The following is a 25991-nucleotide window of genomic DNA, read 5'->3' on the forward strand; positions in this document are numbered from 1 at the left end:
GCCGCTGCGGTGCGCCGCGCGGCGGCCGTGGCCCGTCTCAGCCGGTGACCAGCCTGGTTGTCCGGTTCCAGGTCAGCCGGCCCCGCTGGAAGTCCGAGGCCCGGCCGACGGTGACCGCGTACTCATCCGTGGTGGGGTACCCGAGCCGTCCGCTTTCCCTGCCCAGGGCAGTCCAGCGGCCGCGGATCGCGCCCAGGACAAAGTGGGCGCCTGTCTTCGCGGTCCAGTAGATGGACGATCCGGACGAGCCGGCGAAGTGGTTGTAGCGTCCCAGCCCGTCCGGGGTGCGGGTCTCGTCCTGCGTCGGATAACCGAGCGGGCCGCGCTCCCGGCCCATCGCCGTCCACTTGGCCCGGATGACCCCCACAATGTAGTGCGCCCCGGTGGCGGGTGACCAGTAGATCGAGGCCCCGCCCGAGCCGGAGAAGTGGCCGTACCGGCCGATCGTGTCCGGGGTGGTCAGCTGGTCAGTGGTCGGGAACCCGAGGATTCCGGCGGCCCCGCCCATGGCCTTGTAGCGGGCGTAGATGGCGCCGCCCACCCAGTGCGCCCCGGTGGCCTGGGACCAGCAGATGACGCCCTTGACGTAGTCCTGGCACTTTCCTGCCCCGACCGGGTACTCCAGGGTCAGCGACCTGCCCAAAACCGACCTCGGGTCGCCGGCGCCGGTCTGGTAGGCCTTCAGGGCGATGGGGTCATCGACGCCGGCCCCGGTGAGCATGACCTTCTGCGCGCCCTGCCCGTCGTCGGCGGTAATCAGGTAGTAGGTGTCCGCGGTTCCGGCCTGGCCGACCGCCGTGGGCTTGAACGTGACGCTCTGGTAGGCGGATTCACCCGCGGGGATCACGAGGCCTTCGGCGATGGGATTGGTGGTGGAGAAGACCCCGAGCGGCGCCTTCGCCTTGGTGATGGTCATTGGGATATTGCCGGTGTTCACAATCGTGAAGTCCCACGTGGCCGAGGTCCCGATCGGAACATTGCCGAACGCCAGGGACGGCGGGAGCTGCAGGTGGGCCGCTCCCGAGACGGCGGTGGCGTTCACGGGGACGGTCAGCGAGCCGCGGTTGGTGGTGACCACCAGCTGGTCAGTGACGGGGGTCGCCGTTGTGGGGCTGAACGTCACCGAGACAGGGACCGAGGTGAGGGGCTGGATGACCTGGCCCACCGCCGGAACCGTGGCGGGGTCGACGCTCAGGGATGCATTGGCCGGCAGGGTCACACCCGTAACGGTTGCAACGCTCAGGCCCGTGTTGACGACGTTGACCGTCTGCCGGCTGCTGGTTTGGGTCGGGACACTGGTGTAGGTGAGCGTCGCCGGAGTGGCGCCCAGGCCTTCCTTGGTTCCTATGGCATGGACCCCCAAAAGGTCCACCTCGCCGTCGGCCATGGTGACAGTCAGCGCCCCGTCCGCCTGTCCCGGGGCTGCCGGCGCGAACGTCACCGGAACCGTCAAGCTCGCCCCGTTCGCCAGCGTGCGCGGCAGCGCCAGCGTGCCAATCCCGAACGGAGCGGCCGCCGTGACGGTCTGAACCGTGACGGCGCGTGTGGCGGTGATGGTCACGGAGCCGGTCTTCACCGTGCCGACCTCAGCCGTCCCGAGGTCTCCGCTGGCGGTGCCCATCGCGGACGTGGTCGGCGCGCCGAACCCGATGATGTGGCCGTCCCGCGTCCCGACGTAGACCCGGCCGTTGTCGGTTGCCACAGTTGAGAACTTGGCTGCAATGCCCAGCGGCGCAGTGAAGACCTGCTGGAGTTTGCCGGCGCTGTCCGGAAGGGCGCGGTAAGCCCGAAGCTCAGCTCCGGTACCGGTGGGGCCGGTGACGTAGACCGCCCACACCAGGGCGGTGGACGCGTTGGTGCCGTTGGAGGTTACGGACGGGGCCCCGGAGGTATAGCCGAACGTGCCTACGGAGGTCCCGACCGAGGCCAGCTGGATGCCGCCGGTGCTGCTGGGCAGGAGCTTATGCGCCCGGAGGTACCCCTTGTTCTCGACGGTGTAGACGTAGCCGCCGCTGGTGGTCCCAAGGAAGGCCGGCCGTCCCCAGACTCCGCTGTACGGCCCGGCCTCGTCGACGACCGCATCGGTACCGCCGGCCCCCTGCCCCATGCCGCCCAGGTTGTCCCGGTCCAGCAGGTAGACGCGCCCGTCCTTCCCGACCTGCACCAGCAGCCGGGGATGCGCTGCGGTTCCATAGCCGGCCGGGATGGCGATGGGCGCACCGGATCCGAGGTCGGCGTCGTTCTGGTCCAGCTTGGCGTTGTTGGCGGGGCTGAAGAAGTCGGTGGGTTTGAGGTTGCCGTCGGCGCCGACGGTGAGCCGGACGACGGACTCGGCCAGGGTGGCGGGCGGGGTCTTCCCGGGACCGGCTTTCGGGGAGATGCCGTTGCCGGTGGAGAAGAGGATCTGGCCGGCGCCGTCGGAGACCAGTCCCCCGCCGGACTGCCAGATGCCGCCCTCCGCGCTGCTGTTGCCCGATTCGGTGGCCCACATGGTGGTCTGGCGGCCGGCGGTAGAAACACCGACGACGTAGCCCACGAATGGCGCCCAGTCACAGTGGCTCGCGAAACCGGCGTACACAACCCCGCCCAGCAGCAACAACCCGGGCCGCTGCATGGCGGTCATGGCGTTGAACGGCCGGGTCGGGTCGTTGGTCGGGGCGCCCCCGATCAGGACGGGGAATCCGGGCCGTTCGGCACCCGTGGTCCGGTCCAGGGAGTGCATGTACCAGTGCGGGAGCTGCGGGGTGGCGCCGTCGTTCGTCTTGGCCAGCATAAAAACACTGTTGGTCGCGGCGTCGTAGACAGGGGTCGAGGTGACACCTACGTTGGGGGCGAGGTCGCCGCAGCTGACGGTTGCGGACGGCCACGCCGGCCCGAGGTTCCGCTGCCACCTCAGCGCTCCGGTGCTGCTGTCCAGGCCGTAGGCGTTGTTGTTCTCGGTCGCGGCTATCACGGTGCCGCCCACCACCAGGGGTTGGGCGTAGACCTGGCCGTCCACCGTTGCGGAGAACAGTTTGCCGAAGTTCGAGGACGCGACCGACGTCGGCGACAGGATGGTCTCGTTGCTGTCCCACCCGGTCCGCAGCAGGTCGTGGGCGATGGTGCCGACGTCGGCGGCAGCACCGGCACCGACGCTCAGCCCGGCGAGCGTCAGTGAGGCTGCCAACAGCCCGGCCCAGGCGCCCTGCGAGCGCGGTTTAGCGCCTCGGCGCCGCCGGCCGGCATGCCGGCGGATTTGATCGACAGTTACCCCAGATTCTGTTGCTGCACGCATGGTTGAGACCCGATTTCTGACCACTGCATTTGACTTTCATGACCCAGTACTCAGGAGCCTAAAAGCGCGGAAAGACGGGGTCGCGAGTGGGCTCCACCCGTCTTCTGCGGGGCATTTCGCGCTTTTCGTGCCGCACTACTTGGTCCCTCCGCGGGACCACTTGGACGGCGACCCGCAGCCCCCATTTCGCGCGCTCTTTTCCGGCTTGCGGGCGGCGTGCGGCATTGCAGGCGCAGGTCACGATCAGGTAACGTTGACGGCTGGTCCGCGGGGTCCGTGCGGAGAAGCGTTTGCCACGTCAACAGCCCGGAGGGGTAGCTTGCTCAAGAAAATCGCCATTACCGCTGCGCTCGGCGCCCTGTCCCTGGCCGGATGCAGCGCTGCCCCCAGCACCGGCGCGGCGTCCCCCTCGTCCCCTGCAGGATCGGGCACGCCGGCGTCGACCTCCCCCGCCAATACCGGCGCGTCGACGCCATCGTCTCGCGGCCCGGGGCACTCGCCCGCCGCTTCCGCCACCGACAGCACTTCCCCGGGCACAGCCACCAAAGGGCCAGTTGCCGCGGCACCGACCACGTCAGCCGCACCGTCCGTCCCAGGCTCCTTGGCTGTGACCCCCGAGCCGGCGGGGACAGCACCTCCCGCGGTACCCGCTCCCGCAGCACCGGCGGCCGGAGAGGGCGCGGAGGCGGCCACTGCTCACCGGTGGGGGCCGGTGATTGCCGGAGACGAATTCGGCTATGCCGGAGCGCCTGACGCCACGAAGTGGAACGTTGCCACCGGCCCGGGCCACGCCGGGCTGGGCAACCGGCGGCCCGAAGCCTGGACGGTTGCTGACGGGGTCGCCACCGTCCGCGGCGACGCCACCGGAGCGACCGGCGCCATGGCGGCGCGGTTCGGTGCGCAGAAGTACGGCCGCTGGGAAACCCGGATGAAGACCACCACCCGCGATGCCCACTACCGGCCCCTGGTCCTGCTCTGGCCCAGCAACAACACCTCACCGAATTGCGCAGAGGTGGACTACGCCACGGGCACTGCCAAAGGGACCGGCGTGGATTTCCTGCTGCACTACGCATGCGGCGGCGCCACGGGACCGTCCGCGGCGGCGGCGCCCGTCGACACAACACAGTGGCACAACTACGCCGTGGAGTGGACCGCTTCCGGCATCACGGGCTACGTCGACGGCGTCAGGACTTTCAACGATCCGGACCCCGGTCATCAGCCCGCGGTGGACATGCGCCAGATGATGCAGCTCGACTGGTTCCCCGACGCCGGAACCAGCGGCCCGTCCCAGATGAACGTGGACTGGGTGCGCGTCTACAACTAGGGCGACCGCAACGAGAGCGACTGCTACTAGGACGACAGCCCCGTCTCGGACGGGCCCAAATCCTCTGGCACCGGCGGCAGCCGGGGCCCAGCATGGATGGAGCACAACCTCCGACGGCAGGGAGCCCAGCCGTGTGTCCAGGCGCTGCACCCATGCGAAGTACCCGCGTCCCGCTGCGGCGGGGCAGGTTATCGTCCTGCCGGTTTGCTGTTGCCGCCGCCCTCGCCGCCGTCGCCCCCGCCGGCTGCACTTCCTCCCCGCCGCCCGCGCCGCCACCGGCGACTGCGGCCCCCCACACTGCAACCCCGGCCACAGCCGCGCCTTCCACACCCGCTACCACCACGGGGCCGCCAGCTTCCGCACCAGAGAAGGTACTCTCCGACCAGGAACTGATGGCCCTGATGGACGCGGCCATCAACACCGCGCACAACGGGACTGCCCGGGTCGCGGACAGCAACGATCTCCGCTCCCGGCTCCAGAATCAGCCGCAGCCCGGGCCCGGCCCCGCCGTCGATCCCGCCGAGTGCGGCGTGTTTCGGCCGCACAGCGCCCCAACCAGCAGCGCCGACCTTGGGATGCATTTTGCGGCCGGAGTGCTGACGCTGACCGGAGAATGGTCCAGGGAGGCCCTCGCCTTTGTCCTGGTCCGCAGCGCTCCCCGCAGTGACGTACAGGCCGCTGATTTTTCCTACACGGATGAGCAGGCGCGCAGGTGCGCCCGGTTCCGGCGGACCGCCGGCAGCGGACCGGCCTCCACGGTCCGGCTGCTCCCCCTGGCAGCGGTGGGCGAGAAGGCTTACGCCACCGCCACCGTTCCCGCGGCCGCTGCAGGAACTCCCCCGCCGCCGGCCACACTTGCCCTGCAGGTCTTCAAAGGCTCCCTGACGATCGGGCTGAGCCGGCAGGCACCCGCTACCAGTTCCGACGTCGAACTCAGGGCCGCGCTGGAACCGCTGCTCCGGATCGGAAAGCGCATGGTTGGCCAGCCGGCGGAGTCCCCGTCTCCCACAGCCCCGCCGGCCGTACCCGCTCCAGCGCCGGCCCCTCTGCCGCAGGAGACACCGCAGCACCTGGCCCGGCTCCTGCAGCACATCACCGGCCCGCACGGTGACGAAGCCCGGGTCCTCGCCGGCCGGTACGCGCCGGCCGGCCCTGAGCCCGGACCACCGTCGCCTCCGTGCACCTACGACGACACGAAGTACCTCGGGACGCTCCATGGCGCACCCCTGGTGGTCGCGGAGATTCCGGCGGCACTGCCGACGTCGGAGCACATCAGCCTCCGGCTGGTGCGGTTTGCCCGGGGCCCATCGGCCGCGATGCCCTTCGACCGCCGGGCCGCCGGGTTCGCCGGCTGTAAGGTCATCGAGCAGAAGGTGCCGGGAGTGCCCTCCCGTACCTGGACGGCCGTCCGCCGCCTCGCGGTCGACACCAGTGGTGAAACGGGTTATGCCCTCTCCTACGGGGTCTCCGGCGGATCCCGAGTCCGGCACATCCTGGTGGCCGCCCGGAAGGGCACTCTCTCCGTGGAAGCGGAAACCGAGGCCCGCTCCGAGGCCACGGCCCTGCAGGCAGCACGCGGGCTGGCTGCCACCATCAACAAAGTCATGGCCAGGGTGGGCACCTAGCACGCGACAACACTGGGCGGGCCTGCGCCGACCTGGGCTAGCATGCAGACACGGTTCCGTTGCGTATTCCGCTCAGCACCCAACCGCCGTAATGACCACGTCCGAGGAGATCCGAGCCATGCCAGAAACCGCCATCCATGCTCCCGCCGACCGGTCCGGGGGCCCGGGAGGCTCCGGAAGCGGCCTCCGCTGGGGAATCCTCGGCACCGGGCTGATTGCCGGGCTGCAGGCGTCCGACCTCGTGGACCACGGTTTCACAGTCCAGGCCGCAGGGTCCCGCAACGCCGCAACGGCCCAGGAATTCGCCGCCAAGTTTCAACTGCCGACGGCGCACGGCAGCTACGAGGCCCTGGTCAACGACCCCGCCGTGGACGTGGTGTACATCGCCTCGCCGCACCCGTTCCACCATGAGCACGCGCTGCTGGCTCTGAAGGCCGGCAAACATGTGCTGGTCGAGAAGCCCTTCGCAATGAGCGCCGGCCAGGCGCAGGAGATCGTGGACCTCGCTGCGGCACGGGGCCTGGTCGCGTTGGAAGCCATGTGGACCCGCTACCTGCCCCACATGGTGCGGATCCGGGAGCTGATCACCACGGGTGCCCTCGGCGAGGTCCGCACGGTCATCGCGGACCACAACCAGAACCTCCCCAAGGATCCCGGCCACCGGCTGAACGATCCGGCGCTGGGCGGCGGCGCGCTGCTGGACCTCGGCATCTATCCCGTGTCGTTCGCGTTCGACGTGTTTGGCGCACCGGCCACCATCCAAGCGGCCGCCAGCATGACCACCACCGGCGTCGACCGCCAGACCGCCATGATCTTCGAGTACGCGGACGGCCAGCAAGCGGTGCTGCATTGCGCGCTGGACACCGCCGGCCCCAACCGGGCCGCCGTCATCGGCACCGCCGGAAGCATCGAAGTGGACCCGGTCTGGTACACGCCCACCGGGTTTACCCGGTACGACGACGGCGGGAACGTCGTCGAACGCTTCGACGAGCCGGTGTCCGGCCGGGGCATGCAATACCAGGCATGGGAGCTGCAACGGCTGGTTGCCGCCGGCGCGACCGCCAATGAGATCCTCCCGCCCAGCGAAAGTGTCGCGGTGATGGCGGCCCTCGACGCAGTGCGCGGCAGGATCGGCCTGAGGTACGCCAGCGACCTCCGGTAAGGGCTCCGCTCCGCGGCCGCAGGCGTACTGGTAGGGTCTGCCCATGGATGAAAAACTGGGGAAGTTCATCGACGATTTCGCGCTGCTCGTACAGCTGGCACAGTCCGGGCAGCGCCGGGAACCCGCGGGCGAACAGCTCCTGCCATCGCTAACCGCGCATTTGGACAGCCCGGCGGGTTCACTACCCGTGGTGGTCGAGGACATTCCGCCGCACCGCTTCGTGGACGCCGACATTCAGCTGGCGGAACTCGCCGGCGCGGACCCACAGTTCCGGCTGGCCGGCATCGGCGGCGGGGACCAACGCCACCACCACTCCCTCAGCGACATGCTGCAACAGGCACAGCAGTACCCCAACTTTCCGCTGGCCCAGCCGGACTACACCAACCTCGCGGTGGGTCCGGACGAGCAGCGGCAGGCTGTGGCGCTGGGCCTATGGCTCTTCCGCTACGAGGGCCGACCGCTCGCAGTGCTGCAACGCGACGCGAACCCCCGGTACGGCCGGCAGTCGGCATCCCTGGAGGTGCTGGCCGGATCCAGTGACCTGGCCGCGGCATTCCTGGCGGAGTTCCGCCGTCGGATGCAGAATCACAGCGTCCTCAAGGGCCAGGTCATCTCACTGGTCATGGGCGAATACGGGCCCAGCGCAGCGGGCGTGACCTTCCATGCCCGGCCGGAGCTGTCCGCGTCCGAGGTGGTCCTTCCTGAGGGCCTGCTGCAGCGGGTCTCGGACCATGCCCTGGCCATTGCCGAGCACAGGAGCACCCTCGCCCGGTACGGCCAGCACCTCAAGCGCGGCGTCCTGCTGTACGGCCGGCCGGGCACGGGCAAGACCCACACGGTGCGGTATCTGCTGAGCCGAAGCGCGGACACCACCGCCATCCTCCTGGCCGGCGGATCGCTCGCCCGGATCTCGGAGGCAGCCGCCATGGCGCGGGCGCTTCAGCCGTCAATTGTCGTTCTGGAGGACTGTGACCTGATTGCCGAGGACCGCAGCTTCGGGCACGGGCCGCAGCCGCTGTTGTTTGAGGTCCTTGATGCCATGGACGGACTGGCCAGCGACGCCGATGTTGCCTTTGTGCTCACCACTAACAGGGTGGACATGCTTGAACGGGCCCTGGCCCAGCGCCCGGGGCGGGTGGACCTTGCCGTGGAGATACCACTGCCGGCATTGCCGGAGCGGGTCGCACTGCTCAAGCTGTATGCCCGGGACATTCCGTTCAGCGACGCCGCCCTGGACGAGGCGGCCGCCCGGACCGGGGACACAACGGCTTCTTTTGCCCGGGAACTGATCCGCCGTGCTGTCGTGGCGGCCGCGATGGACGGCACCGCGGTGGCGGACGGCCACCTGCTGACGGCCGTGGAACACCTGATGGCCGACGGCGAGGCACTCACCCGCAGCCTGCTMGGCACCGGCGGCGGAGCCGGCGCCGGGCCCTTTGCCCCGCCGCCGGGTGCCGGGCCCTTTGCCCCGCCGCCGGGTGCCGGGGGCGGGTTCAGCGCCCCGTTCCCGGGCTGAGCAGGTGCTCGTGGAAGAACGCAAGGATCCGCCGGCGCGCGTCCTCCGCCGACGGCTCGTGATACGCGGCCGCCACGAGCTTCGCCAGCACACGGTCCCCCACCGACAGGTCCGCCGGGCCGTGCCGGTTGATGAAGCCGTGGCCTGCGCCGGGGTAGACCTTGATGTCGTGGGCGATCCCGGCCTCTGCCAGGACCGGTTCCAGCCGGTCCGGCACACCCCGCACCCCCGGCCAGCGGTCCCTGGCCCCGTAGCTGGCAACGATCGGGCAGGCGCGCGGTAACGCCGCCGCCGTCGCCTCATCCAGTCCGCCGTAGTTGACACTGGCAGCGGCGAAGTCATGGTCCGGCGCCAGCATCAGGGCGAAACCGCCGCCCATGCAGAAACCCATCACTCCCACCCGGCCGGTGCAATCCGGGCGTCCTGCCAGCCAGGCGCGGGTGAGGTCAAGCTCGCCGAGGGGACGCCAGCCGCGGATCAGCGCCCACAGGCACAGCGCCCGGCGTGCCCAGTGGAACAGGTCCGGCGCCACCGCAAGGAATCCTTCGGCCGCGAGCCAGTCCGCCTGGGCGCGGGTATCCGTGCTGAGCCCGAGTGCGTCGTGGATGACCACGACGCCGGGCCACAGTCCCGGCCCAGCGGGCACGGCAAGGTAGGCCGGCATGCGGCCGCGTCTGGTTCCAATGAACACCTCGGACATGGCCGCCTCCGGAGCCTCGGGCCGAAACTGGTTCCCGCCGGTCTACCAGCGATTCGGATTCTCCGGGAAGAGTCAAGGTGCCCGCTCAGGGCACAGAAAAGTCCGGCCGGGACCCCGGCCGGACTGTCATCCTGTTGGTCGAACCGAATGCCGCCGGAACTAGCCGACTTTGCCGGACAGTGCCACAAGCACACCGGCTGTGGCGAAGTATTTGTTGCTTCCGAGGTCGCGAATGGTCTTGATGCCGAGGCCGGCCAGAAGCTCGTCGTGCTTTTCCGTCAGCCCCGCGAGGGCTGAGGGCGGCGCGGAGAGAACTTCCTCGAGGCTGGCATTCTCGTAGGCCTTATCGAGTGCCTTGCCCAATTCAATGGAAACAGCCATGTTCATTTCCTTTCGTCGATGCGGAAATATGCGCGTTCCCACCGCGGGGGCGGACCAGGGACTGCGCAGATACCGGGAAATTCCCGGCACCCCTGACGGCTAGGCTATCGCAGAGCCGGCCATAATTGATGGGAAAATCAGGACCAATTTTGCAGGACCCCGCCGCCCCGCAGGGCCCGTATCCGGACCCTGCGGGGCCGGCGCCGCTGCTAGACCCGGCGGTCCTGCTGCAGGGCATCGCGGATCTCGGTGAGCAGGGCGATCTGCGGGTCTTCGGCCGCCTCGTCCTTGACTTCGGTGTTGATGCCGAGCCGGCGATTGCGGCGTTCAATCATGTGGTTCATCGGCGCGACCACCACGAAGTAGATGGCCGCCGCCACGAGCAGGAAATTGACGATGGCCGTGAGGAGGACACCGAATTTAATGTCGTTGCCGTTGAGGGTAACAACGGCGAAGCTGTCAAAGTTGTGCGCTCCGGTCAGGCCCGCGATAAAAGGCATGAGGACGCTTTGGACTAGGGCCGTGACCACTGCACCGAAAGCGGCACCAATCACGACAGCGACGGCAAGGTCTACGACGTTGCCCTTCAGGATGAAATTCTTGAATCCGGTCAACATAATTTCCAAGCTACTCCGCGAAAATGGGATATGGGCGACCCGACGCCAAATTTTTGGGGTGTTGGCCTCCTAGCCTCCAAGGCGCACGTGCCGCCCTCGGGTCTAGGGTGGACAGTGCCAGCGGCGCCCGGACGGCCGGGCGCCCCCACCGCAAAGGAGCGCGGGCGCATGGAAAGTTCGGAGCTGGTTCTGGCGGACCTGGACCGGGAACTCGGCTGGATCCGCGAAACGTACACGGCCGTGCACCGGCGGCCTGAGCTCAGCCTCGCGGAGCACCAGACGGCCGGGCTGGTCGAGGAAAAACTCACCGCATTCGGGTACGCCGTGACCCGGTGCGGCGGCACCGGCGTCGTCGGCGTCCTGGCAAACGGGAACGGCCCCACCGTGCTGGCCCGGGCAGACATGGACGCGCTGCCGGTCACCGAAGACACCGGACTGGACTATGCCTCGGAGGTGCCCGGGACCATGCATGCGTGCGGCCACGACGTCCACGTCGCCACCCTGCTGGGAGCGGCGAAGCTGATGGCGGACGGACGCCGGGCGTGGTCGGGCACTTACGTCGCACTGTTCCAGCCCGGTGAAGAGATCGGCGCGGGTTCCCAGGCCATGATCGACGACGGGCTGGTCACCCGCGTGCCGCGGCCCGACGTCGCCCTGGCCCAGCACGTGATGCCGATAGCGGCCGGGACCCTGGCCACCACGGCCGGGCCGGTCCTCTCGGCCGGGGATTCGCTGAGGATTACTGTCCACGGCAAGGGCGCCCACGGGTCCATGCCGCACATGGCGGTGGACCCGGTGGTGCTGGCCGCCGCGATCGTGCTGCGGCTGCAGAGCGTGGTGGCGCGTGAGACCAAACCCGGGGACTTCGCGGTGGTCACCGTAGGGGCCCTGAACGCCGGGACGACGTCGAACATCATTCCGGACCGCGCGGTCCTCCTGCTGAACATCCGCACGTACGACAACCAGGTCAGGCGCACCGTCCTGGCGGCGATTGAGCGGATCACCCGGGGCGAGTGTGCTGCGGCCGGGTCGCCCCGGGAGCCCGACTTCGAGTACTACGACCAGTTTCCGCTGACCAGCAACGACGCCGCGGTCACTGCCCGGGTGAGCGCCGCGTTCGCCGCGCATTTTGGTCCGGACGCGGTTCTGCGCGCCGCGCCGCAGACCGCCTCGGAGGATTTCAGCCGCATCCCGGACGCCTTCGGGGTGCCGTACACGTTTTGGCTGCTCGGAGGGGTGGACCCCGTGAGGTACCGGGCCGCCGTCGCGGCGGGCACCGTGCCGCAGGACATTCCGGCCAACCACTCGCCCTTCTTCGCGCCCGTCCTGGATCCGACGCTGTCGCTGGGCGTCCAGGCCCACGTTGTCGCCGCCCTGTCCTACCTCGCGGCAGCCCCGGCCGGCCCCTCCGCGGTGCCCGGGGCCTGACGGGTTAACTCGTGGTGCGGTGGCGCTCCGCCGCGGGGTCCGCGCTGGCACTCCAGCTTGCAAGCAGCCGGAGCCTTTCCGCCGAGGGCGAGCCCGGCTCCGCGGTGTAGACCATCATCACCTGGCCCGGTTCGGCGGTAATGGCCAGCTCCTCGTACGCGAGGATCAGCTCGCCGGCCACCGGGTGCTGGAAACGCTTGGTTCCCGAGCCGTGGGTGCGGACATTGTGGGCACCCCAGAGCGCTCGGAACACTTCACTCCGCGTGGAGAGTTCCCCGACGAGGTCCTGCATGGTCCGGTCGTGCGGGTCCCGTCCGGCTTCGGCGCGCATGATGCCGACGCACATCTCGCTGAACAGCTCCCAGTCGGGATAGAAGTCCCGCGAGGCCGGGTCCAGGAACTGGAAGCGTGCCAGATTGGGGGTGCGGCCGCCGTCGCCGATCACCGGCGAGTAGAAGGCGCGCCCCAGCTCATTGGTGGCCAAGAGGTTCTGGTAGGGGTCCCGGACAAAGGCGACGCCGTCGGTCACGGCGTCCAGGGCCCATTGCAGGCTGAGGCGCGGACCCGTTTGCTGGCCGGAGCGCTTCCGCTGCCGGCCGGACGTAGGGATCCCGTCCGCCGCACGGGCCAGGTGCAGCAGGTGCGCGTGCTCGGCGTCGTCGAGGCGGAGGGCACGGGCGAGCGATTCCAGCACCGACGACGACGCGCCGGCGATCGAGCCGCGCTCGAGCTTCGCGTAATACTCCACGCTGACGTCGGCCAGCAGGGCGACTTCGCTGCGCCTCAGACCGGCCACCCGACGGTTGCCGCCGGCTGCGAGGCCCGCTTCTTCCGGGGTGAGCCGGGCACGCCGCGACATCAGAAACTCTCGTACTTCGGCCCGGTTATCCATGCTTCAAGATTATGCCGCGGCGACCGGACAAGGGGTCCCCTCCCGGTACACCCCTCAGCAGTGACTCCCCCGCCCGCGGAAACGGCGCTTGACTGGTTGGACCCGGAAAACAGCGCACACAGGAGACCCATGACCACCGCCACCGTCAGTGCACCATCCACACCGCCTTCCGCCCCGTCGCGCCTGCCGCTGGGGGCGCTGATCCTCCTGGCCGCGATGGGCTTCGTCCTGATCAGCGCAGAGACCATGCCGGCCGGCCTCCTGCCGGTGATCGCTGCGGGCCTGCACACCAGCGAAGGAACCGTGGGCCTGCTGGTCAGCGCCTACGCCCTCGGCACCGTCCTCGCGACCATCCCGGCGATCACCCTGACACGGGGTCTCCGGCGGAAGCCGCTGCTGCTCGCCGGCATCGCCGGACTCGTGGTGGCCAACACTGTCACCGCGCTCTCCCCCGATGTCGCGTTGTCCCTCGTCTCCCGTTTCCTGGCCGGCGCGTTCTCCGGCGTCATCTGGGGAATGCTGGCCGCTTACGGCCGCCGTATCAGCCCGCCGCGGAACGCCGGCCTGTCGCTGGCCATCGTCTCCACCGGAGCCCCGCTGGGCTTCGCGTTCGGCACGCCGTTGGGCGCCTGGATCGGGACGGCGTCTGACTGGCGCTGGTCCTTTGGCGCTCTGTCGGTCCTGGCGCTCGCCGTGGTCGGGCTCATCATCGCCTTTGTCCCGGATGCCCCCGGGCAGCCAGCCACCACCCGCCTTCCGCTGGGCCGCGTCTTCCGGCTGCCCGGCGTCGCCCTGATCCTGGCCGTCATCGTCGTCTGGATGCTGGCCCACAGCACCCTTTACACCTACATCGCCCCGTATCTCCGTTCCGGGGGCACCGGCCTCACCGCCGACCTCGTGCTGCTGGTCTACGGCATCGCCTCCGTCCTCGGCGTCGGGCTGACCGGGGCCCTGCTGGACCGCTACCCGCGCCCGCTGCTGCACCTGAGTGTCGCCGCGTTTGTCAGCGCCGGAATCATCCTGCTGGCCGGGCACGGTTCGGCCCCGGCCGTCCTGACCGCCGCGGCGCTCTGGGGAGTCGCCTTTGGCGGTGCGGCCCCGCAGCTGCAGGGACCGCTGACGACGGCGGGCGGCGAGAACGCAGACGTCGCCAACTCATTCCTGCCGGTTGCCTTCAACCTCGCGATCTTCGGCGCCGGTATTCTGGGCGCTGTTCTGCTGGTTCCTTTTGACGGCTCGGTGCTGCCGGTGGTGATGGTCGGCCTGGGCGCGGCAGCCCTCCTGGTCACCTTGTACGGCCGCCGTTCAGCATTTCCACGCCGGCTCTGAACCGCCGTCGAACACGCCGGCAGCCCCAAACCTAACCCCCAACCGGCAGCCCGCGCGCTGCACCCCATGAAAGGAACATCATGACTGAACAACCCCTGCAGGTGGGAGGCGGCCGCAAGATGTTCGGCGACTTCGCCCCGAAACTCGCCGAACTCACCGACGACGTCCTGTTCGCGGACGTCTGGAACCGCCCCGAACTCTCCGCACGGGACCGCAGCCTGATCACTGTGGCCGTGCTCACCGCCGCCGGCAACACCGGGCAATTGGGCTTCCACCTCGGACGCGCCGTTGAGAACGGAGTCACCCAGGAGGAGCTCATCGAGGCCATCACCCACGTCACTCTTTATGCCGGCTGGCCCCAGGGTATGGCCGCGATGGGCGTGGCCCAGCAGCTCTTTACCGACGGGAAGTAGTCATGCCGGACCCGGCGGCCGTCCTGGCCTAGTACTTGTAGAAGCCCTCGCCCGTCGCGACACCGAGTTTGCCGGCGTCGAGGTAGTTCTCCTTCAGGTGCCGGGCAAACGCCTGCGATCCCGCCGCCGGTGACGACGCGGCAATGTTGTAGGCGGTGCCCAGGCCGACGACGTCGAAAATCTGGAACGGCCCGCTGGGGGCGCCGGTGGCAATACGCCACGTCTTGTCGATGGTCCGCGGGTCCGCGACACCCTCCAACAACAATCCCGCGGCAGCGTTCAGGAGCGGCACCAGCAGCGAGTTCAGCACATAGCCGGCTTTCTCCTTCCTGATCTCGATTGGCTCCAGCCCGCTGTTCCGGGCGAACTCGACGACGGCGCTGAACACCGCCGGATCGGTCTCGGCTGTACCCATCACCTCCGCGATGTTCTGCGCCCAGATGTTGTTGGCGTAGTGGAGGGCGAGGAATCGGTCGGGGCGGCCGGTGGAGTCTTTCAGGTCGCTGGGCAGCAGCGTGGAGGAGTTGGTGGCGAAAATGGTCCGGTCCGGGGCGAGCCCGGCAAGCTGGCGGTAGAGCCCGCGTTTGAGCTCGAGCAGCTCGGGCACTGCCTCGATAACAAGGTCGGCATCCGCTGCGGCCTCGGCCAGGTCAGCGGTGAGCCGGAGGCTTTCCAGGGCCGACCCGGCCCGGCCCTCCTCCGCGCCGGGCATGCTGGCGTGGTAGATGCCGGCGAGCCTGGCGAACCGGCCCCGGGCCAGCTCGAGGGCGGCGTCGTCGACGTCGTAGGCTGTCACCGCGAAGCCGTGGAAGGCTGCCTGGAAGGCGATTTGTGAGCCGAGCACTCCGGTGCCGAGCACGGTCAGGGTCTTGATCGGGGGCATACGGTTCTTCCTTTCGGGGCCGGGCGCTAGGAGCGGCCCGGTGTATCGGACCCGTAGATGCTGCGGATCCAGATGGTTGATAGGACCTCGAGGGCGTGCGCCTCAGTGATGGCAGGGGTCTCCCGGTTGAGGACGGCGGTGATCACCCGTTCGTTCATCAGGTTCAGGCTGACCGCGAGGTCGTGGGCGTCGATCCCCTCCGGAGCGGCGCCGCGCATCCGCTCGGACCGGATCACGCCGCTGGAGTAGTCGACCCACGACTGCATCGACCTGGACCAGAGCTCACGGACTTCCTCGTTGCGTGCCCGAGCGGCGATGGCTGCGGTGGCCACCCCGCGGTGGGCAACGAACACCTCGACGAACATGCCGATGGACCGGGTCCATGCTCCGGCGGGGTCACTGTCGAAGTCCCGCGGCAGGCCCCCCACCCGGTGCTCCACTTCGGTGATGACACGGTCCAGGAGGGCCAGCAGGACGGCGTCTTTGCCCGGGAAATAGAAGTAGAACGTGGGCCGGGAGATCCCGGCCCCGCGGGCGAGGTCCTCGATCGAGACGTCATCGAAGGACCGTTCGCCTAGGAGAGCCTCGGCAGTCACGAGGATTCCGTCCTGGCGTTCGTCCCCCGAGACCCGTGCGCTGCGTCGTCCTCGTTGAGCCATGCGCCCATCCTAACCCTCCCAATCAACACGGTGTTGACTCTCTCGACTGTGAGTCGATACCTTGGCGGGATGAGCGAGCACGTGGATGTGTTGATTGTCGGAGCAGGGCTGAGCGGCGTGGGTTTCGCCAGCCGGCTGAAGCGTGACCTTCCGGGGAAAACCTTTATGCTGCTCGAATCACGCGGCGCCGTTGGCGGTACCTGGGACCTCTTCCGGTACCCGGGCATCCGCTCTGACAGCGACATGTACACACTCGGTTACTCCTTCCGGCCGTGGGCAGGCGCCAAAGCCATTGCCGACGGTGACTCCATCCGTGACTACATCCACGCCACCGTCGCAGATGAGGGACTCGAACCGCAGATCCGCCTGAACACGCGGGTTGTCGCGGCGGACTGGTCCAGTGACACGGCGTTGTGGACGGTGACCGCCGTCCGCACGGCGGCCGGCGAATACAGTGCCGACGCCGCTCCCGACGCCGGGGAGAACGTTACCTTCACGTGTTCGTTCCTGTCGGTCTGCTCGGGCTATTACCGCTACGACGAGGGGTTCACCCCGGCCATCGAGGGGGCCGACAGCTTCGCCGGAGCGATCGTGCATCCGCAGCACTGGCCGGCCGGCCTCGACTACACCGGAAAGCAGGTGGTGGTCATCGGCAGCGGAGCCACCGCCGTGACCCTCGTACCGACCATGGCGAAGTCCGCGGCCAAGGTGACCATGCTGCAGCGCTCCCCCACCTACATTGCCCCGGTGCCGTCCCGGGACCACCTCGCCGACCGGCTCCGCGGCAAGGTGCCCGCGCAACTGGCCTACGACGTCGTCCGGGCCAAAAACATCCTCTTTTCGATGTTCACCTACCAGCTCAGCCGGCGGAGGCCGGAGACCATGAAGGCCATCCTCCGGAAGTCGGCCGTCGCCAAACTGCCCGCGGGCTTTGCCGTGGACACGCATCTGGCGCCGACGTACCAGCCGTGGGACCAGCGGGTCTGCGCCATTCCCAACGGCGACCTCTACCGGGCAATCAGTGCCGGGACCGCCGACATCGTGACCGACAGCATCACCCGGATCACGCCCGACGGCCTTGAGCTGGCCTCCGGCGGCTCGATCCCGGCCGACGTGATTGTCACGGCCACGGGACTGAACCTGCTGGTGCTTGGCGGGATGGCGCTGAGCGTCGACGGCGTCCCGGTGGACGTGGGAAATACCCTCACCTACAAGGGCATGATGCTCGACGGCGTCCCCAACTTTGCGCTCACCGTCGGGTACACCAATGCGTCCTGGACGCTGAAGGCGGATCTCGTGGCCGGCTACATCTGCCGGCTCCTGAAGCACCTGGACCGCAAAGACCTGCAGTGGGTGGCGCCGGCCGCCCCGGCCGAGGTGGTCAACGCCGAGCTGGGCTCCCTGATCGACCTCAAGGCCGGCTACATCTTCCGCGGGGCGGACCAGTTGCCGCGGCAGGGTGCCGTCTCCCCCTGGCGGCTGCACCAGAACTACTTCCGCGACTTCGCACTCCTTCGGGCCGGGAGGCTTACGGACCATGTCCGCTTCGGCCGGCGCGGGCAGCGCGCCGCCGCCAGAACCCCGGAGATATTCGCGGATCCGCTCCGGCTTCCGGGCACCGGCTACATCAACGCCGGAGGGACCCGGCTGCGGTTCCGAAGGACCGGCAGCGGCGACCCTGTCCTGCTTCTGCACGGCATTGGCCAGAGCCTGGACGACTGGAGCGAACAGCACGAACGGCTCGCGGCGAAGCACACCGTGATCAGTGTTGACCTGCCCGGTTTCGCTTACTCAGACCGGCTGCCGGGACGGACGACGCTGGCGGCGCTTGCCGACGCGCTGCCCGCGTTCCTCGACGCCGTCGGGGTCAACGGCCCGGTGCCCGTGATGGGCAACTCGCTCGGCGGCGCCGTCGCCATGAAGCTGGCAGCCGACCATCCGGGACGCGTTTCCGCACTGGTGCTGGCAAACAGTGCCGGGTTCGGAAAGGAGGTGGCGCTGGCCCTTCGGCTGCTCGCGATCAGGCCGCTGGCGGCGCTGCTGATGCGCCCCGACCCGACGGCGTCCCGCCGGACCGTCCAGTCGATCTTCTACGACAGGACGCTGGTGACCGAGGACCGCATCGGCCATGCCTTTGCCTTGTCGCAGCGGGCTCCGCACCGCCAAACAGTCCTTGACGTCGCCCGCGACCTCGGGACAATCTCGGGCATCCGGGCCGAATGGCGGACGGCCCTGCTGGACGCGGTGGCGCGGCTGGACCTTCCCACACTGGTGGTCTGGGGCGACCACGACCACGTCCTGCCGTTCAGCCACCTCGAGGCGGCCCTGGCGTCGCTGCCGGGCGCGGAATCGCACGTCTTCCCCAAGACCGGCCACATGCCCCAGATTGAGCGGGCCGATGAGTTCGCCGCCCTGGCTGAGGACTTCCTTGCCCGGCGCGGCACGCCCGGCGATCTGGCGACCGGCMGGCCGGGGGCCGGCCGGCCGGAGGTGCGGGCTACAGTTTAGGTCAGCGTCCAGGAGCGCTTGGAGAGGCCGAACCAGAACCCGTCGATGGCCGTTTTGGCGTGCAGGTCGCCGGATTCGTAAGCGGCGCCGAGAGCCACGTACAGCGGGGCCCAGTGTTCGCTGCGGGGATGGGCTTCGCGGGCGGCCGGGGCCTTGTGCAGGAAGTCGAGGATGGAGTCGACGTCGCCGCGCGCCATTGCTTCCTCCGCCCAGTGGTCGAACTCGCGGGAAACCGACGGCGGGGTGCTGTCCGGGCCGCCGGCGGGGTTGAACCAGCGCAGGTTGTGCGTGGTGAAACCGGACCCGACGATGAGGGTGCCGCGATCACGCAGGGGCGCCAGGGACTTGCCGAGGTCGAACAGGCCCTGCGGATCCAGGGTGGGCATGGACATCTGCACGATCGGCACGTCGGCCTCGGGGAACATTTCCTTGAGCGGAACGTATGCGCCATGATCCAGGCCGCGGGTCTCGTCACGTTCGATGTGGTGGCCGTGGCCGGCTACCAGCTTTGCCACCTCGGCGGCGAGAACGGGGGCCTGCGGGGCGTCGTAGGTGACGTCGTAGTACTTCTGCGCGAACCCGCCGAAGTCGTAGACCAGGCCGGGGTTGCGTTCCGTGGCACTCAGGGTGACCGGTGCGTTCTCCCAGTGCGCGGACACCATAAGGATGTCCTTCGGCTTCTCAAAAGTGCCGGACCAGCTGCTCAGCTCCCGGGTCCACGTGGCGTCATCCGCGAGGGGCGGCGCTCCATGGCTGAGGAAAAGGACGGGAGGGCGGCCGGTGGTCTGTGTCATGGAAACTATTCTATCCACGTTTACTTGAAGGTTCAAGTGTCAAAAGAATGGCCGCACTTCCTCGAAAGGAAGCGCGGCCAGGGCTGCAGCGGTCGTCCGGCTAGACAGCCGTGTAGCCGCCGTCGATCGGAATGGTGGCGCCGGTAATGAACTTCGCCTTGTCACTGGCGAGGAACGTGATGAGGTCGGCAACCTCCTGGGCCTCCCCGACCCGGCCGGCCGGGTGCAGGCCGGCGTACTGCTCGAGCGTGGGTTCATCGATGAGCGGGGTGCGGATGACACCCGGGGCCACGGCGTTCACGCGGATGCCCTCCTTGGCGTACATCGTGCCGGCAGCGCGGGTCATGTTCACCACACCGCCCTTGGACGCGGAGTACGCGATGTTGTTCGAGACCGCCACAAGGCCGAACATGGAGGCGAGGTTCACCACCACACCGCCGCGGCCCTGCTTGAGCAACTGCTCGATGACGTATTTGCTGGTGTAGAACACCCCCGAGTAATCGATGCCATTGGTGCGCTCCCAGTTGTCGACGGTCGAGGTGACCACGTCGCCCTCGCCTCCGACGCCCGCCGAGGCAACGGCGATATCCACGCCGCCGAACTCCGCAACGGTCTGCGCCACCGCCGCTGCCACACTCTCAGCCTTTGAGACATCACCCTGGAAGAACTTGGCGCCGATTTCGTCGGCGACTTCCTGCGACTTGGGGTTGTAGTCGAAGATCATGACTTTCGCCCCCTCGGCGATGAAGGTCTTGGCCGTAGCCAATCCCAGCCCCGATCCGCCGCCGGTGATGAATGCGACCTTGTTCTCGAGCTGCATGAGTCAGTCCAATCTATGAGCAATGTTGCGGGCGCATCCGGGTCGGCGCTCCCGCCCTACGCTTTTATATGCGTATGCATATAGTTTCCCACTAATACTTGAAAAGTCAAGTAATGAATCCTGTTGCGTGTCTCCTCTCCCCCGGAGGTCCGCCGACGGGACGCTTGGCCCTAGTGCTGCCGGAGCACAGGCCTCAGACTTGAATCGGGAACGCTCCAATCCGCGTGCTAATCGCGGGTTGTTCCCTGAGAATGAGGTGGCTGCGCACATGAAGATCCTGCGGCTGATGCTCGTCCCTCTGATGATCATCATCGGGTTTAACGCCCCGACGCCGACGCCGACCGCTGCCGCCGTGCATCCGGCCGTGGTCAGGATGGCCACGAACCCGATGCCGCAGCTGCTCACCGCGGCCCGCCTGTCGGCCGCCGACCAGTCCAACATCCTTCATCTCTACGCGCACAGCGCGAACGTGCGCCTGACGTTTGATGATTGCGCCACCCAGGCCCGCCTCACCGGGCTCCTCAACTGGCTGCGCAGGTACAACGTGCAGGCAATCTTTTTCTTCACGGGCAAGTGCATGCTGGCCCACCCGACGTACCGCGCGCAGCTCATCGGAGCCCGCCAACTGCTGGGCAACCACAGCTTTGACCACGGCGACTACTCACGGATGACCGCCAACCAGATCTACGTTGAGGTCCGCCGCTTCGGCAGCGTCATTCCCACCACGTCGCCCAAACTGTGCCGGCCTCCCTATGGAGCCGGGGCATTCAGCCTCCGGGTCTACAACGCCCTGGCCCGCGCCGGCTGCCGCCCTGCCTTCTGGACCGTCGACACCCGGGACTGGGACGGCTCATCGGCCGCCACCATCATCCGGCGCGTACAGTTCGGGGACCGTTTTACCCCCCGCGTGCGGGCCGGCGGCGTCATCCTGATGCACGGGACCGGCCCCCACACGCTTGAGGCGCTCCCGGGTGTCCGCAATGCGCTCATCTACTGGGGCCTGGCAACGTTCCATATCCGGTAGGCCGGTTGCGGGGCGCTTAAATACGATGCCTGCTCCGGAACGCCGGCGGGCGGATGCCGGCCAGGACGGTTTAGGGCAGACTGTTGGCGTGAACGGAATCCCGTGGGTGCTGCACGTCGACCTCGACCAGTTCATCGCGGCGGTCGAAGTGCTCCGGCGGCCCGAGCTTGCCGGTAAGCCGATCATCGTCGGCGGCCGCGGTGACCCCACGGAACGGGCAGTGGTGTCAACGGCTTCCTATGAGGCCAGGGCCTTCGGGGTGGGCTCCGGCATGCCGTTGCGTATCGCGGCCCGGAAAGTTCCCGACGCCGTGATCCTGCCGGTCGACCAGGAGGCCTACCTCGCGGCGTCGGAGGTGGTGATGGCTACCCTTCGCACGCAGCCGGGCGCCACCGTGCAGGTGCTGGGCTGGGATGAAGCCTTCGTCGGCGTTCAAACGGCTGATCCGGAAGCCTATGCCCGGCAGATCCAGTCCGCCGTGCTGGAGCGCACGCAGCTGCACTGCAGCGTGGGCATCGGCGATACCCTGGTCCGGGCCAAGGTGGCCACCGGGTTCGGCAAACCGGCCGGGGTTTTCCGCCTCACCGCGGCTAACTGGCTCGAGGTTATGGGCGGCCGTCCCACCAAGGAACTGTGGGGCGTCGGAACCAAGGTCTCCGGCCGGCTGGCCAAACTTGGCATCGCGACGGTCGCCGAGCTCGCTGCGGCCGATCCCCAGGACCTGGTCCCCGAGTTCGGTCCCCGGATGGGGCCCTGGTACGCGGAGCTGGGCCGGGGTGACGGCTCCAGCACTGTGGACGCGACCCCGTGGGTCGCCCGGGGACACAGCCGGGAAACCACCTTCCAGCAGGACCTGACCGACCCTGCCCAGGTGGACGACGCCGTGAGGGACCTTGCAGCGCGCGTCCTCGAGGATGTTGTGGCCGAGGGCCGTCCGGTCGTTGGACTGACCCTGAAAGTTCGCTATGCACCGTTCCTGACGAAGACCCACGCCCGGAAGATTCCGGAGACTTTTGACCGGGATACCATCCTCGCGCAGAGCCTGGACCTCGCTGCCGCCATCGAGGCGGACCGGCCCATCCGGCTCCTGGGCCTGCGGGCTGAGATGGCGATGCCCGACGACGCCCGGAAAGGTCACACGCCGACGCGCGGCGGCTGGTGACGTCGGTGGTCCACGGTACTCTCGGGACCATGACTGAAAGCCCGCAACCGGTTGACCGAGCACGCAAGTGGATCGCTGATGCCCGCTCGTATCATTACAGGCAGCTCACCACGCATCGCACGGTTCGCCGCTTCAGGAAGACCCGCCTGACGTTCACCACGGGCCAGGCGGTCACCAGTGTGGGCGGCTTCTTTCTTGCCGGCTCGAGCGGCTCCGCAGGTGCACCGGACTGGGTTGTCCTCGCTGTCCTGGCCGGCGGCTTCCTGGCCGGCAAATTCCTGTTCCCCATTCCGAGCAGCAGCATCGCCAGCCGAAGAGGCCCAGCCGACGTCGTGAGCAAAAGCGCCGGGGAGCTCGACAACCTGACGCCGGAGGAGATCCGGATCTACGAGAACAACATGGGGCTCAAACACCGGCTCAAAGACCCCCGGGAACTGGGGACGGCACACGCCCTGCAGCGCCAGCGTGAGGCCGCCTGGAAGGCCGCGGAATCCGCCGGCGTTGCACCCGCGGCCCTGGGCGCCCTATCGGCGGTGGATGCCCAGGCCTTCACCTCGGTCGCCGCCCGCCACAAGGCCCTTGACAGCCGGTGGCTGGCCTACGAGGTCGACCCGAAACTTCAGTTCGACTTCCCCGCCATGTCCGATACCGCCTTCCCCGCGACTGCGGCCATGATCCGGGCCAGAAGGAAAGCCGAAGAGGCCAAGTCGGAGGGCAGCACGGTCACCTACCGGTCCGCGGTCACGGCGTACGGCGAGGCCCTGAAGGCAGCCGAGTCCGCCGCGGGCGTGCCCCGGGAGTAGGCAGCAACCGCAGCCCGGCCGGCATGGGTGTGGGCCGCGCACTTCCGCACCTGCAGCCACCCTCGTGCCGGGACGCACGAGGCTTCCGCTCCCAACCACTGGCTTCCGGGCGACGAAACCGGGTCGGCGGGGCCCCGATCCCCCGCTGCTCTCGGACGGGCAGTCACCCCCGAAAAATAAATGAGTGACAACTCTCACAAATAGTGCGACACTCTCTGTCACGACGTGCTGACAGGTTTTGTCAACACGGATCACGTTGATCCTCAGGGAGAGTTTGTGAAGAAAATTCTTAGCGTCTCAGGGACCTTACTGCTGTTGGCTGGTGCGCTCTCGTCGTTCGCGCCGCCGGCAAACGCCCAGCCGGCTCCATCCGCCAACTGGCATGCGCAGAGAGTCTGCGCCGACGCTCCAAGCGGTCACGCCTCATGCTTTGCGCTAAAACTTGTCGACGACTCAGCCACGGCAAACGCAGCCCAGGGTGGAAAGGTCCAGCCCGCTTCCACCACGCCGCCGCCCACCGGTAAGACTCCTGCCGATATTCAGAGCGCCTATAACATCGCCGGCCTCAACCCCGGCGGACGTACCGTGGCCATCGTGGACGCATACGGTTATCCGAACCTCGAGCGCGACCTTGGCGTTTACCGCGCCCAGTTTGGTCTGCCGGCCTGCACTGTCAGCAACAAGTGCCTAACCATCATGGACCAGAACGGCGGCAGTAAACTTCCCCGCTTCGACGCGGGCTGGGCTGGCGAGACGGCCCTTGACGTCGACGCGGTGTCTGCCGCCTGCCCGGGCTGCAAAATCCTTGTAGTCCAGGCATCAACAGCCAGCCTGGCCAATCTCGGAACGGCTGTCGCCACAGCCGCCAAGCAGCCGGGTGTCGCCGCTATCTCCAACAGCTACGGCGGCGGCGACTCCGCGGATTCCAGCTACGGCGCCTACTACAACCACCCCGGCATCGCAGTGACGGCCTCCACCGGCGACAATGGCTACACCGGATCGTCCTACCCGTCATCATCGAGCTACGTCACAGCAGTAGGCGGCACGTCTTTGGTCAAGGACTCGAGCACCAGGGGTTGGGGCGAATCCGCATGGTCCGGTTCGGGATCCGGATGCTCCAGTGTTAATGCGGCTCTGACAGCAGCGGCGTCATTCGGCACGGGCTGCAGCAAGCGCGCCTCGGCCGACGTCTCGGCCGTTGCAGATCCGCAGACCGGTTTGTCAGTGTATGCACCGACCACCAGCACCGCATCGTCCTGGGCCCAGTACGGCGGAACCAGCCTGTCCTCCCCGCTGATCGCCGCCATGTATGCACTCTCAGGAAACACCGGGAACTCCTCCACGCTGGCCAACTCTCTCCCCTATTCACACACCAGCAGCTTCAACGATGTCACCGCAGGTTCCACGGGCAGTTGCCCGACTACGCAGTGGTGCCTGGCAGGCACTGGCTGGGACGGACCTACCGGCGTCGGCTCGCCAAACGGAGTCGCGGGCCTCTAATCGCAATCCGCACGCACGGGTGGCCGGCAGTCCACGGCTGCCGGCCACCCCTGTAATTGCAGGCAAAAGCGGAACCTAACGCGCCGCCAAACAAAGGCCCCGCACGTCGGTGACAACGTGCGGGGCCTTCTGCGTTTCGTGGAAAGAGGAACCTAGAAGTCCCAGTCCTCGTCCTCAGTATTAACAGCCTTGCCAATCACATAGGACGAACCCGAGCCCGAGAAGAAGTCGTGGTTCTCGTCGGCGTTCGGCGACAGGGCCGAGAGGATCGCCGGGTTCACGTCGGTGACGGAGGCCGGGAACATGGCCTCGTAGCCGAGGTTCATCAGGGCCTTGTTGGCGTTGTAGTGCAGGAACTTCTTGACGTCCTCGGCCAGGCCGACGCCGTCGTAGAGATCGTGCGTGTACTGGACCTCGTTCTCGTACAGCTCGAAGAGCAGCTCGAACGTGTAGTCCTTGATCTCCTGGCGCTTCTCCTCGGAGACCTTTTCCAGGCCCTTCTGGAACTTGTAGCCAATGTAGTAACCGTGCACGGCCTCGTCGCGGATGATGAGGCGGATCAGGTCGGCCGTGTTCGTGAGCTTGGCCCGCGAGGACCAGTACATGGGCAGGTAGAAGCCCGAGTAGAACAGGAAGCTCTCCAGCAGCGTGGAGGCGACCTTGCGCTTCAGGGGATCGTCGCCCTGGTAGTAGTCCATGACGATCTGGGCCTTCTTCTGAAGGTTCTCGTTCTCGGTGGACCAGCGGAACGCCTCGTCGATTTCCTTGGTGGAGGCCAGCGTGGAGAAGATCGACGAGTAGCTCTTGGCGTGCACGGACTCCATGAACGCGATGTTCGTGTAGACGGCCTCTTCATGCGGGGTCAGCGCGTCCGGGATCAGCGACACGGCGCCAACGGTGCCCTGGATGGTGTCCAGCAGGGTCAGGCCCGTGAACACGCGCATGGTGAGCTGCTGCTCGGCCGGCGTCAGGGTGTTCCAGGACTGGACGTCGTTGGACAGCGGCACCTTCTCCGGCAGCCAGAAGTTGTTGACCAGGCGATTCCAGACGTCCACGTCCTTGTCGTCCTGGATGCGGTTCCAGTTGATCGCCTCGACGTGGCTAAGCAGCTTGACCTTCTCGGTCATGTCATCCCCTCAATGTTGGGTTAGTTCTCTAAGTTAAAGCGTACGACGGC

22 protein-coding genes are annotated in these 25991 nt (G+C 67.9%); 12 read left to right on the top strand and 10 right to left on the bottom strand.

Going from position 1 to position 25991, the window contains the following annotated elements:
- Positions 1–37: 37 nt before the first annotated feature.
- Positions 38–3166, bottom strand: coding sequence for an Ig-like domain-containing protein (locus AC1DBE_RS02445; RefSeq protein WP_476969484.1), 3129 nt, complete (start codon positions 3164–3166; stop codon positions 38–40).
- A 715-nt stretch (positions 3167–3881) separates the two neighbouring features.
- On the opposite strand from AC1DBE_RS02445, the gene AC1DBE_RS02450 reads away from it, so the two are divergent.
- The 4 genes from AC1DBE_RS02450 (at position 3882) to AC1DBE_RS02465 (ending at position 8901) form a co-directional block, all read left to right on the top strand.
- Positions 3882–4598 (top strand): family 16 glycosylhydrolase, encoded by a 717-nt coding sequence (locus tag AC1DBE_RS02450; protein WP_476969485.1) that lies wholly within the window; start codon positions 3882–3884, stop codon positions 4596–4598.
- 392 nt (positions 4599–4990) lie between these two features.
- Positions 4991–6223, top strand: a complete 1233-nt coding sequence (locus tag AC1DBE_RS02455) for a hypothetical protein (protein ID WP_476969486.1) — start codon at positions 4991–4993, stop codon at positions 6221–6223.
- A 118-nt stretch (positions 6224–6341) separates the two neighbouring features.
- The gene (locus AC1DBE_RS02460; protein WP_476969487.1) at positions 6342–7385 is read left to right on the top strand and encodes a Gfo/Idh/MocA family protein; all 1044 of its coding nucleotides are present in this window, start codon (positions 6342–6344) and stop codon (positions 7383–7385) included.
- Positions 7386–7428: 43 nt separating this feature from the next.
- Positions 7429–8901 carry an AAA family ATPase gene (locus AC1DBE_RS02465; protein ID WP_476969488.1) on the top strand — a complete coding sequence of 491 codons (1473 nt, stop codon included), beginning with the start codon at positions 7429–7431 and terminating at the stop codon, positions 8899–8901.
- On the opposite strand, the gene AC1DBE_RS02470 is transcribed toward AC1DBE_RS02465, so the two are convergent.
- From AC1DBE_RS02470 to mscL, 3 genes are all read right to left on the bottom strand, one after another.
- Positions 8879–9565 (bottom strand): dienelactone hydrolase family protein, encoded by a 687-nt coding sequence (locus tag AC1DBE_RS02470; RefSeq protein WP_476969489.1) that lies wholly within the window; start codon positions 9563–9565, stop codon positions 8879–8881. The two genes, AC1DBE_RS02465 and AC1DBE_RS02470, sit on opposite strands and share 23 nt — an antisense overlap.
- A 195-nt stretch (positions 9566–9760) precedes the next feature.
- Entirely contained in the window at positions 9761–9982 is a 222-nt protein-coding gene (locus tag AC1DBE_RS02475; RefSeq protein WP_476903321.1) for a hypothetical protein, read from the bottom strand.
- Positions 9983–10191: 209 nt separating this feature from the next.
- Positions 10192–10599, bottom strand: coding sequence for a large conductance mechanosensitive channel protein MscL (gene mscL / locus AC1DBE_RS02480; protein ID WP_476879950.1), 408 nt, complete (start codon positions 10597–10599; stop codon positions 10192–10194).
- 168 nt (positions 10600–10767) lie between these two features.
- On the opposite strand from mscL, the gene AC1DBE_RS02485 reads away from it, so the two are divergent.
- A complete protein-coding gene (locus AC1DBE_RS02485) occupies positions 10768–12027 on the top strand; it encodes an amidohydrolase (RefSeq protein WP_476879951.1) in 1260 nt (419 codons plus the stop codon).
- A 4-nt stretch (positions 12028–12031) separates the two neighbouring features.
- Here AC1DBE_RS02485 and AC1DBE_RS02490 read toward each other — a convergent pair whose 3' ends face one another.
- Positions 12032–12919, bottom strand: a complete 888-nt coding sequence (locus tag AC1DBE_RS02490; protein ID WP_476879952.1) for a helix-turn-helix transcriptional regulator — start codon at positions 12917–12919, stop codon at positions 12032–12034.
- Positions 12920–13048: 129 nt separating this feature from the next.
- On the opposite strand from AC1DBE_RS02490, the gene AC1DBE_RS02495 reads away from it, so the two are divergent.
- Entirely contained in the window at positions 13049–14248 is a 1200-nt protein-coding gene (locus tag AC1DBE_RS02495; RefSeq protein ID WP_476969490.1) for an MFS transporter, read from the top strand.
- A gap of 80 nt (positions 14249–14328) precedes the next feature.
- A complete protein-coding gene (locus AC1DBE_RS02500) occupies positions 14329–14661 on the top strand; it encodes a carboxymuconolactone decarboxylase family protein (RefSeq protein WP_476879954.1) in 333 nt (110 codons plus the stop codon).
- Between the two features lie 28 nt (positions 14662–14689).
- On the opposite strand, the gene AC1DBE_RS02505 is transcribed toward AC1DBE_RS02500, so the two are convergent.
- Together AC1DBE_RS02505 and AC1DBE_RS02510 are read right to left on the bottom strand one after the other, a co-directional pair.
- Positions 14690–15544, bottom strand: coding sequence for a 3-hydroxyacyl-CoA dehydrogenase (locus AC1DBE_RS02505; RefSeq protein WP_476879955.1), 855 nt, complete (start codon positions 15542–15544; stop codon positions 14690–14692).
- Positions 15545–15570: 26 nt separating this feature from the next.
- Positions 15571–16203 carry a TetR/AcrR family transcriptional regulator gene (locus AC1DBE_RS02510; protein ID WP_476969491.1) on the bottom strand — a complete coding sequence of 211 codons (633 nt, stop codon included), beginning with the start codon at positions 16201–16203 and terminating at the stop codon, positions 15571–15573.
- Positions 16204–16272: 69 nt separating this feature from the next.
- On the opposite strand from AC1DBE_RS02510, the gene AC1DBE_RS02515 reads away from it, so the two are divergent.
- Positions 16273–18711, top strand: coding sequence for an alpha/beta fold hydrolase (locus AC1DBE_RS02515; RefSeq protein WP_476969492.1), 2439 nt, complete (start codon positions 16273–16275; stop codon positions 18709–18711).
- Here the strand turns inward: AC1DBE_RS02515 and AC1DBE_RS02520 are convergent.
- Complete coding sequence (locus AC1DBE_RS02520; protein ID WP_476969493.1) at positions 18708–19505, bottom strand: dioxygenase family protein; 798 nt, start codon at positions 19503–19505, stop codon at positions 18708–18710. The two genes, AC1DBE_RS02515 and AC1DBE_RS02520, sit on opposite strands and share 4 nt — an antisense overlap.
- A 100-nt stretch (positions 19506–19605) precedes the next feature.
- A complete protein-coding gene (locus AC1DBE_RS02525; protein ID WP_476969494.1) occupies positions 19606–20325 on the bottom strand; it encodes an SDR family NAD(P)-dependent oxidoreductase in 720 nt (239 codons plus the stop codon).
- 268 nt (positions 20326–20593) lie between these two features.
- Here AC1DBE_RS02525 and AC1DBE_RS02530 point away from each other — a divergent pair, with 268 nt between their 5' ends.
- The 4 genes from AC1DBE_RS02530 to AC1DBE_RS02545 all read left to right on the top strand — a co-directional run bounded on the left by AC1DBE_RS02530 (position 20594) and on the right by AC1DBE_RS02545 (position 24814).
- Entirely contained in the window at positions 20594–21349 is a 756-nt protein-coding gene (locus tag AC1DBE_RS02530; protein ID WP_476969495.1) for a polysaccharide deacetylase family protein, read from the top strand.
- An 88-nt stretch (positions 21350–21437) separates the two neighbouring features.
- Positions 21438–22511 carry a DNA polymerase IV gene (locus tag AC1DBE_RS02535; RefSeq protein WP_476969496.1) on the top strand — a complete coding sequence of 358 codons (1074 nt, stop codon included), beginning with the start codon at positions 21438–21440 and terminating at the stop codon, positions 22509–22511.
- Between the two features lie 29 nt (positions 22512–22540).
- The gene (locus AC1DBE_RS02540; protein WP_476969497.1) at positions 22541–23314 is read left to right on the top strand and encodes a hypothetical protein; all 774 of its coding nucleotides are present in this window, start codon (positions 22541–22543) and stop codon (positions 23312–23314) included.
- Positions 23315–23539: 225 nt separating this feature from the next.
- Entirely contained in the window at positions 23540–24814 is a 1275-nt protein-coding gene (locus AC1DBE_RS02545; RefSeq protein ID WP_476969498.1) for a S53 family peptidase, read from the top strand.
- Positions 24815–24966: 152 nt separating this feature from the next.
- Here AC1DBE_RS02545 and nrdF read toward each other — a convergent pair whose 3' ends face one another.
- Positions 24967–25941, bottom strand: coding sequence for a class 1b ribonucleoside-diphosphate reductase subunit beta (gene nrdF, locus AC1DBE_RS02550; protein WP_018761532.1), 975 nt, complete (start codon positions 25939–25941; stop codon positions 24967–24969).
- Positions 25942–25991 lie beyond the last annotated feature (50 nt).

The sequence above is a fragment of the Arthrobacter sp. 10T416 genome, from assembly GCF_056394165.1.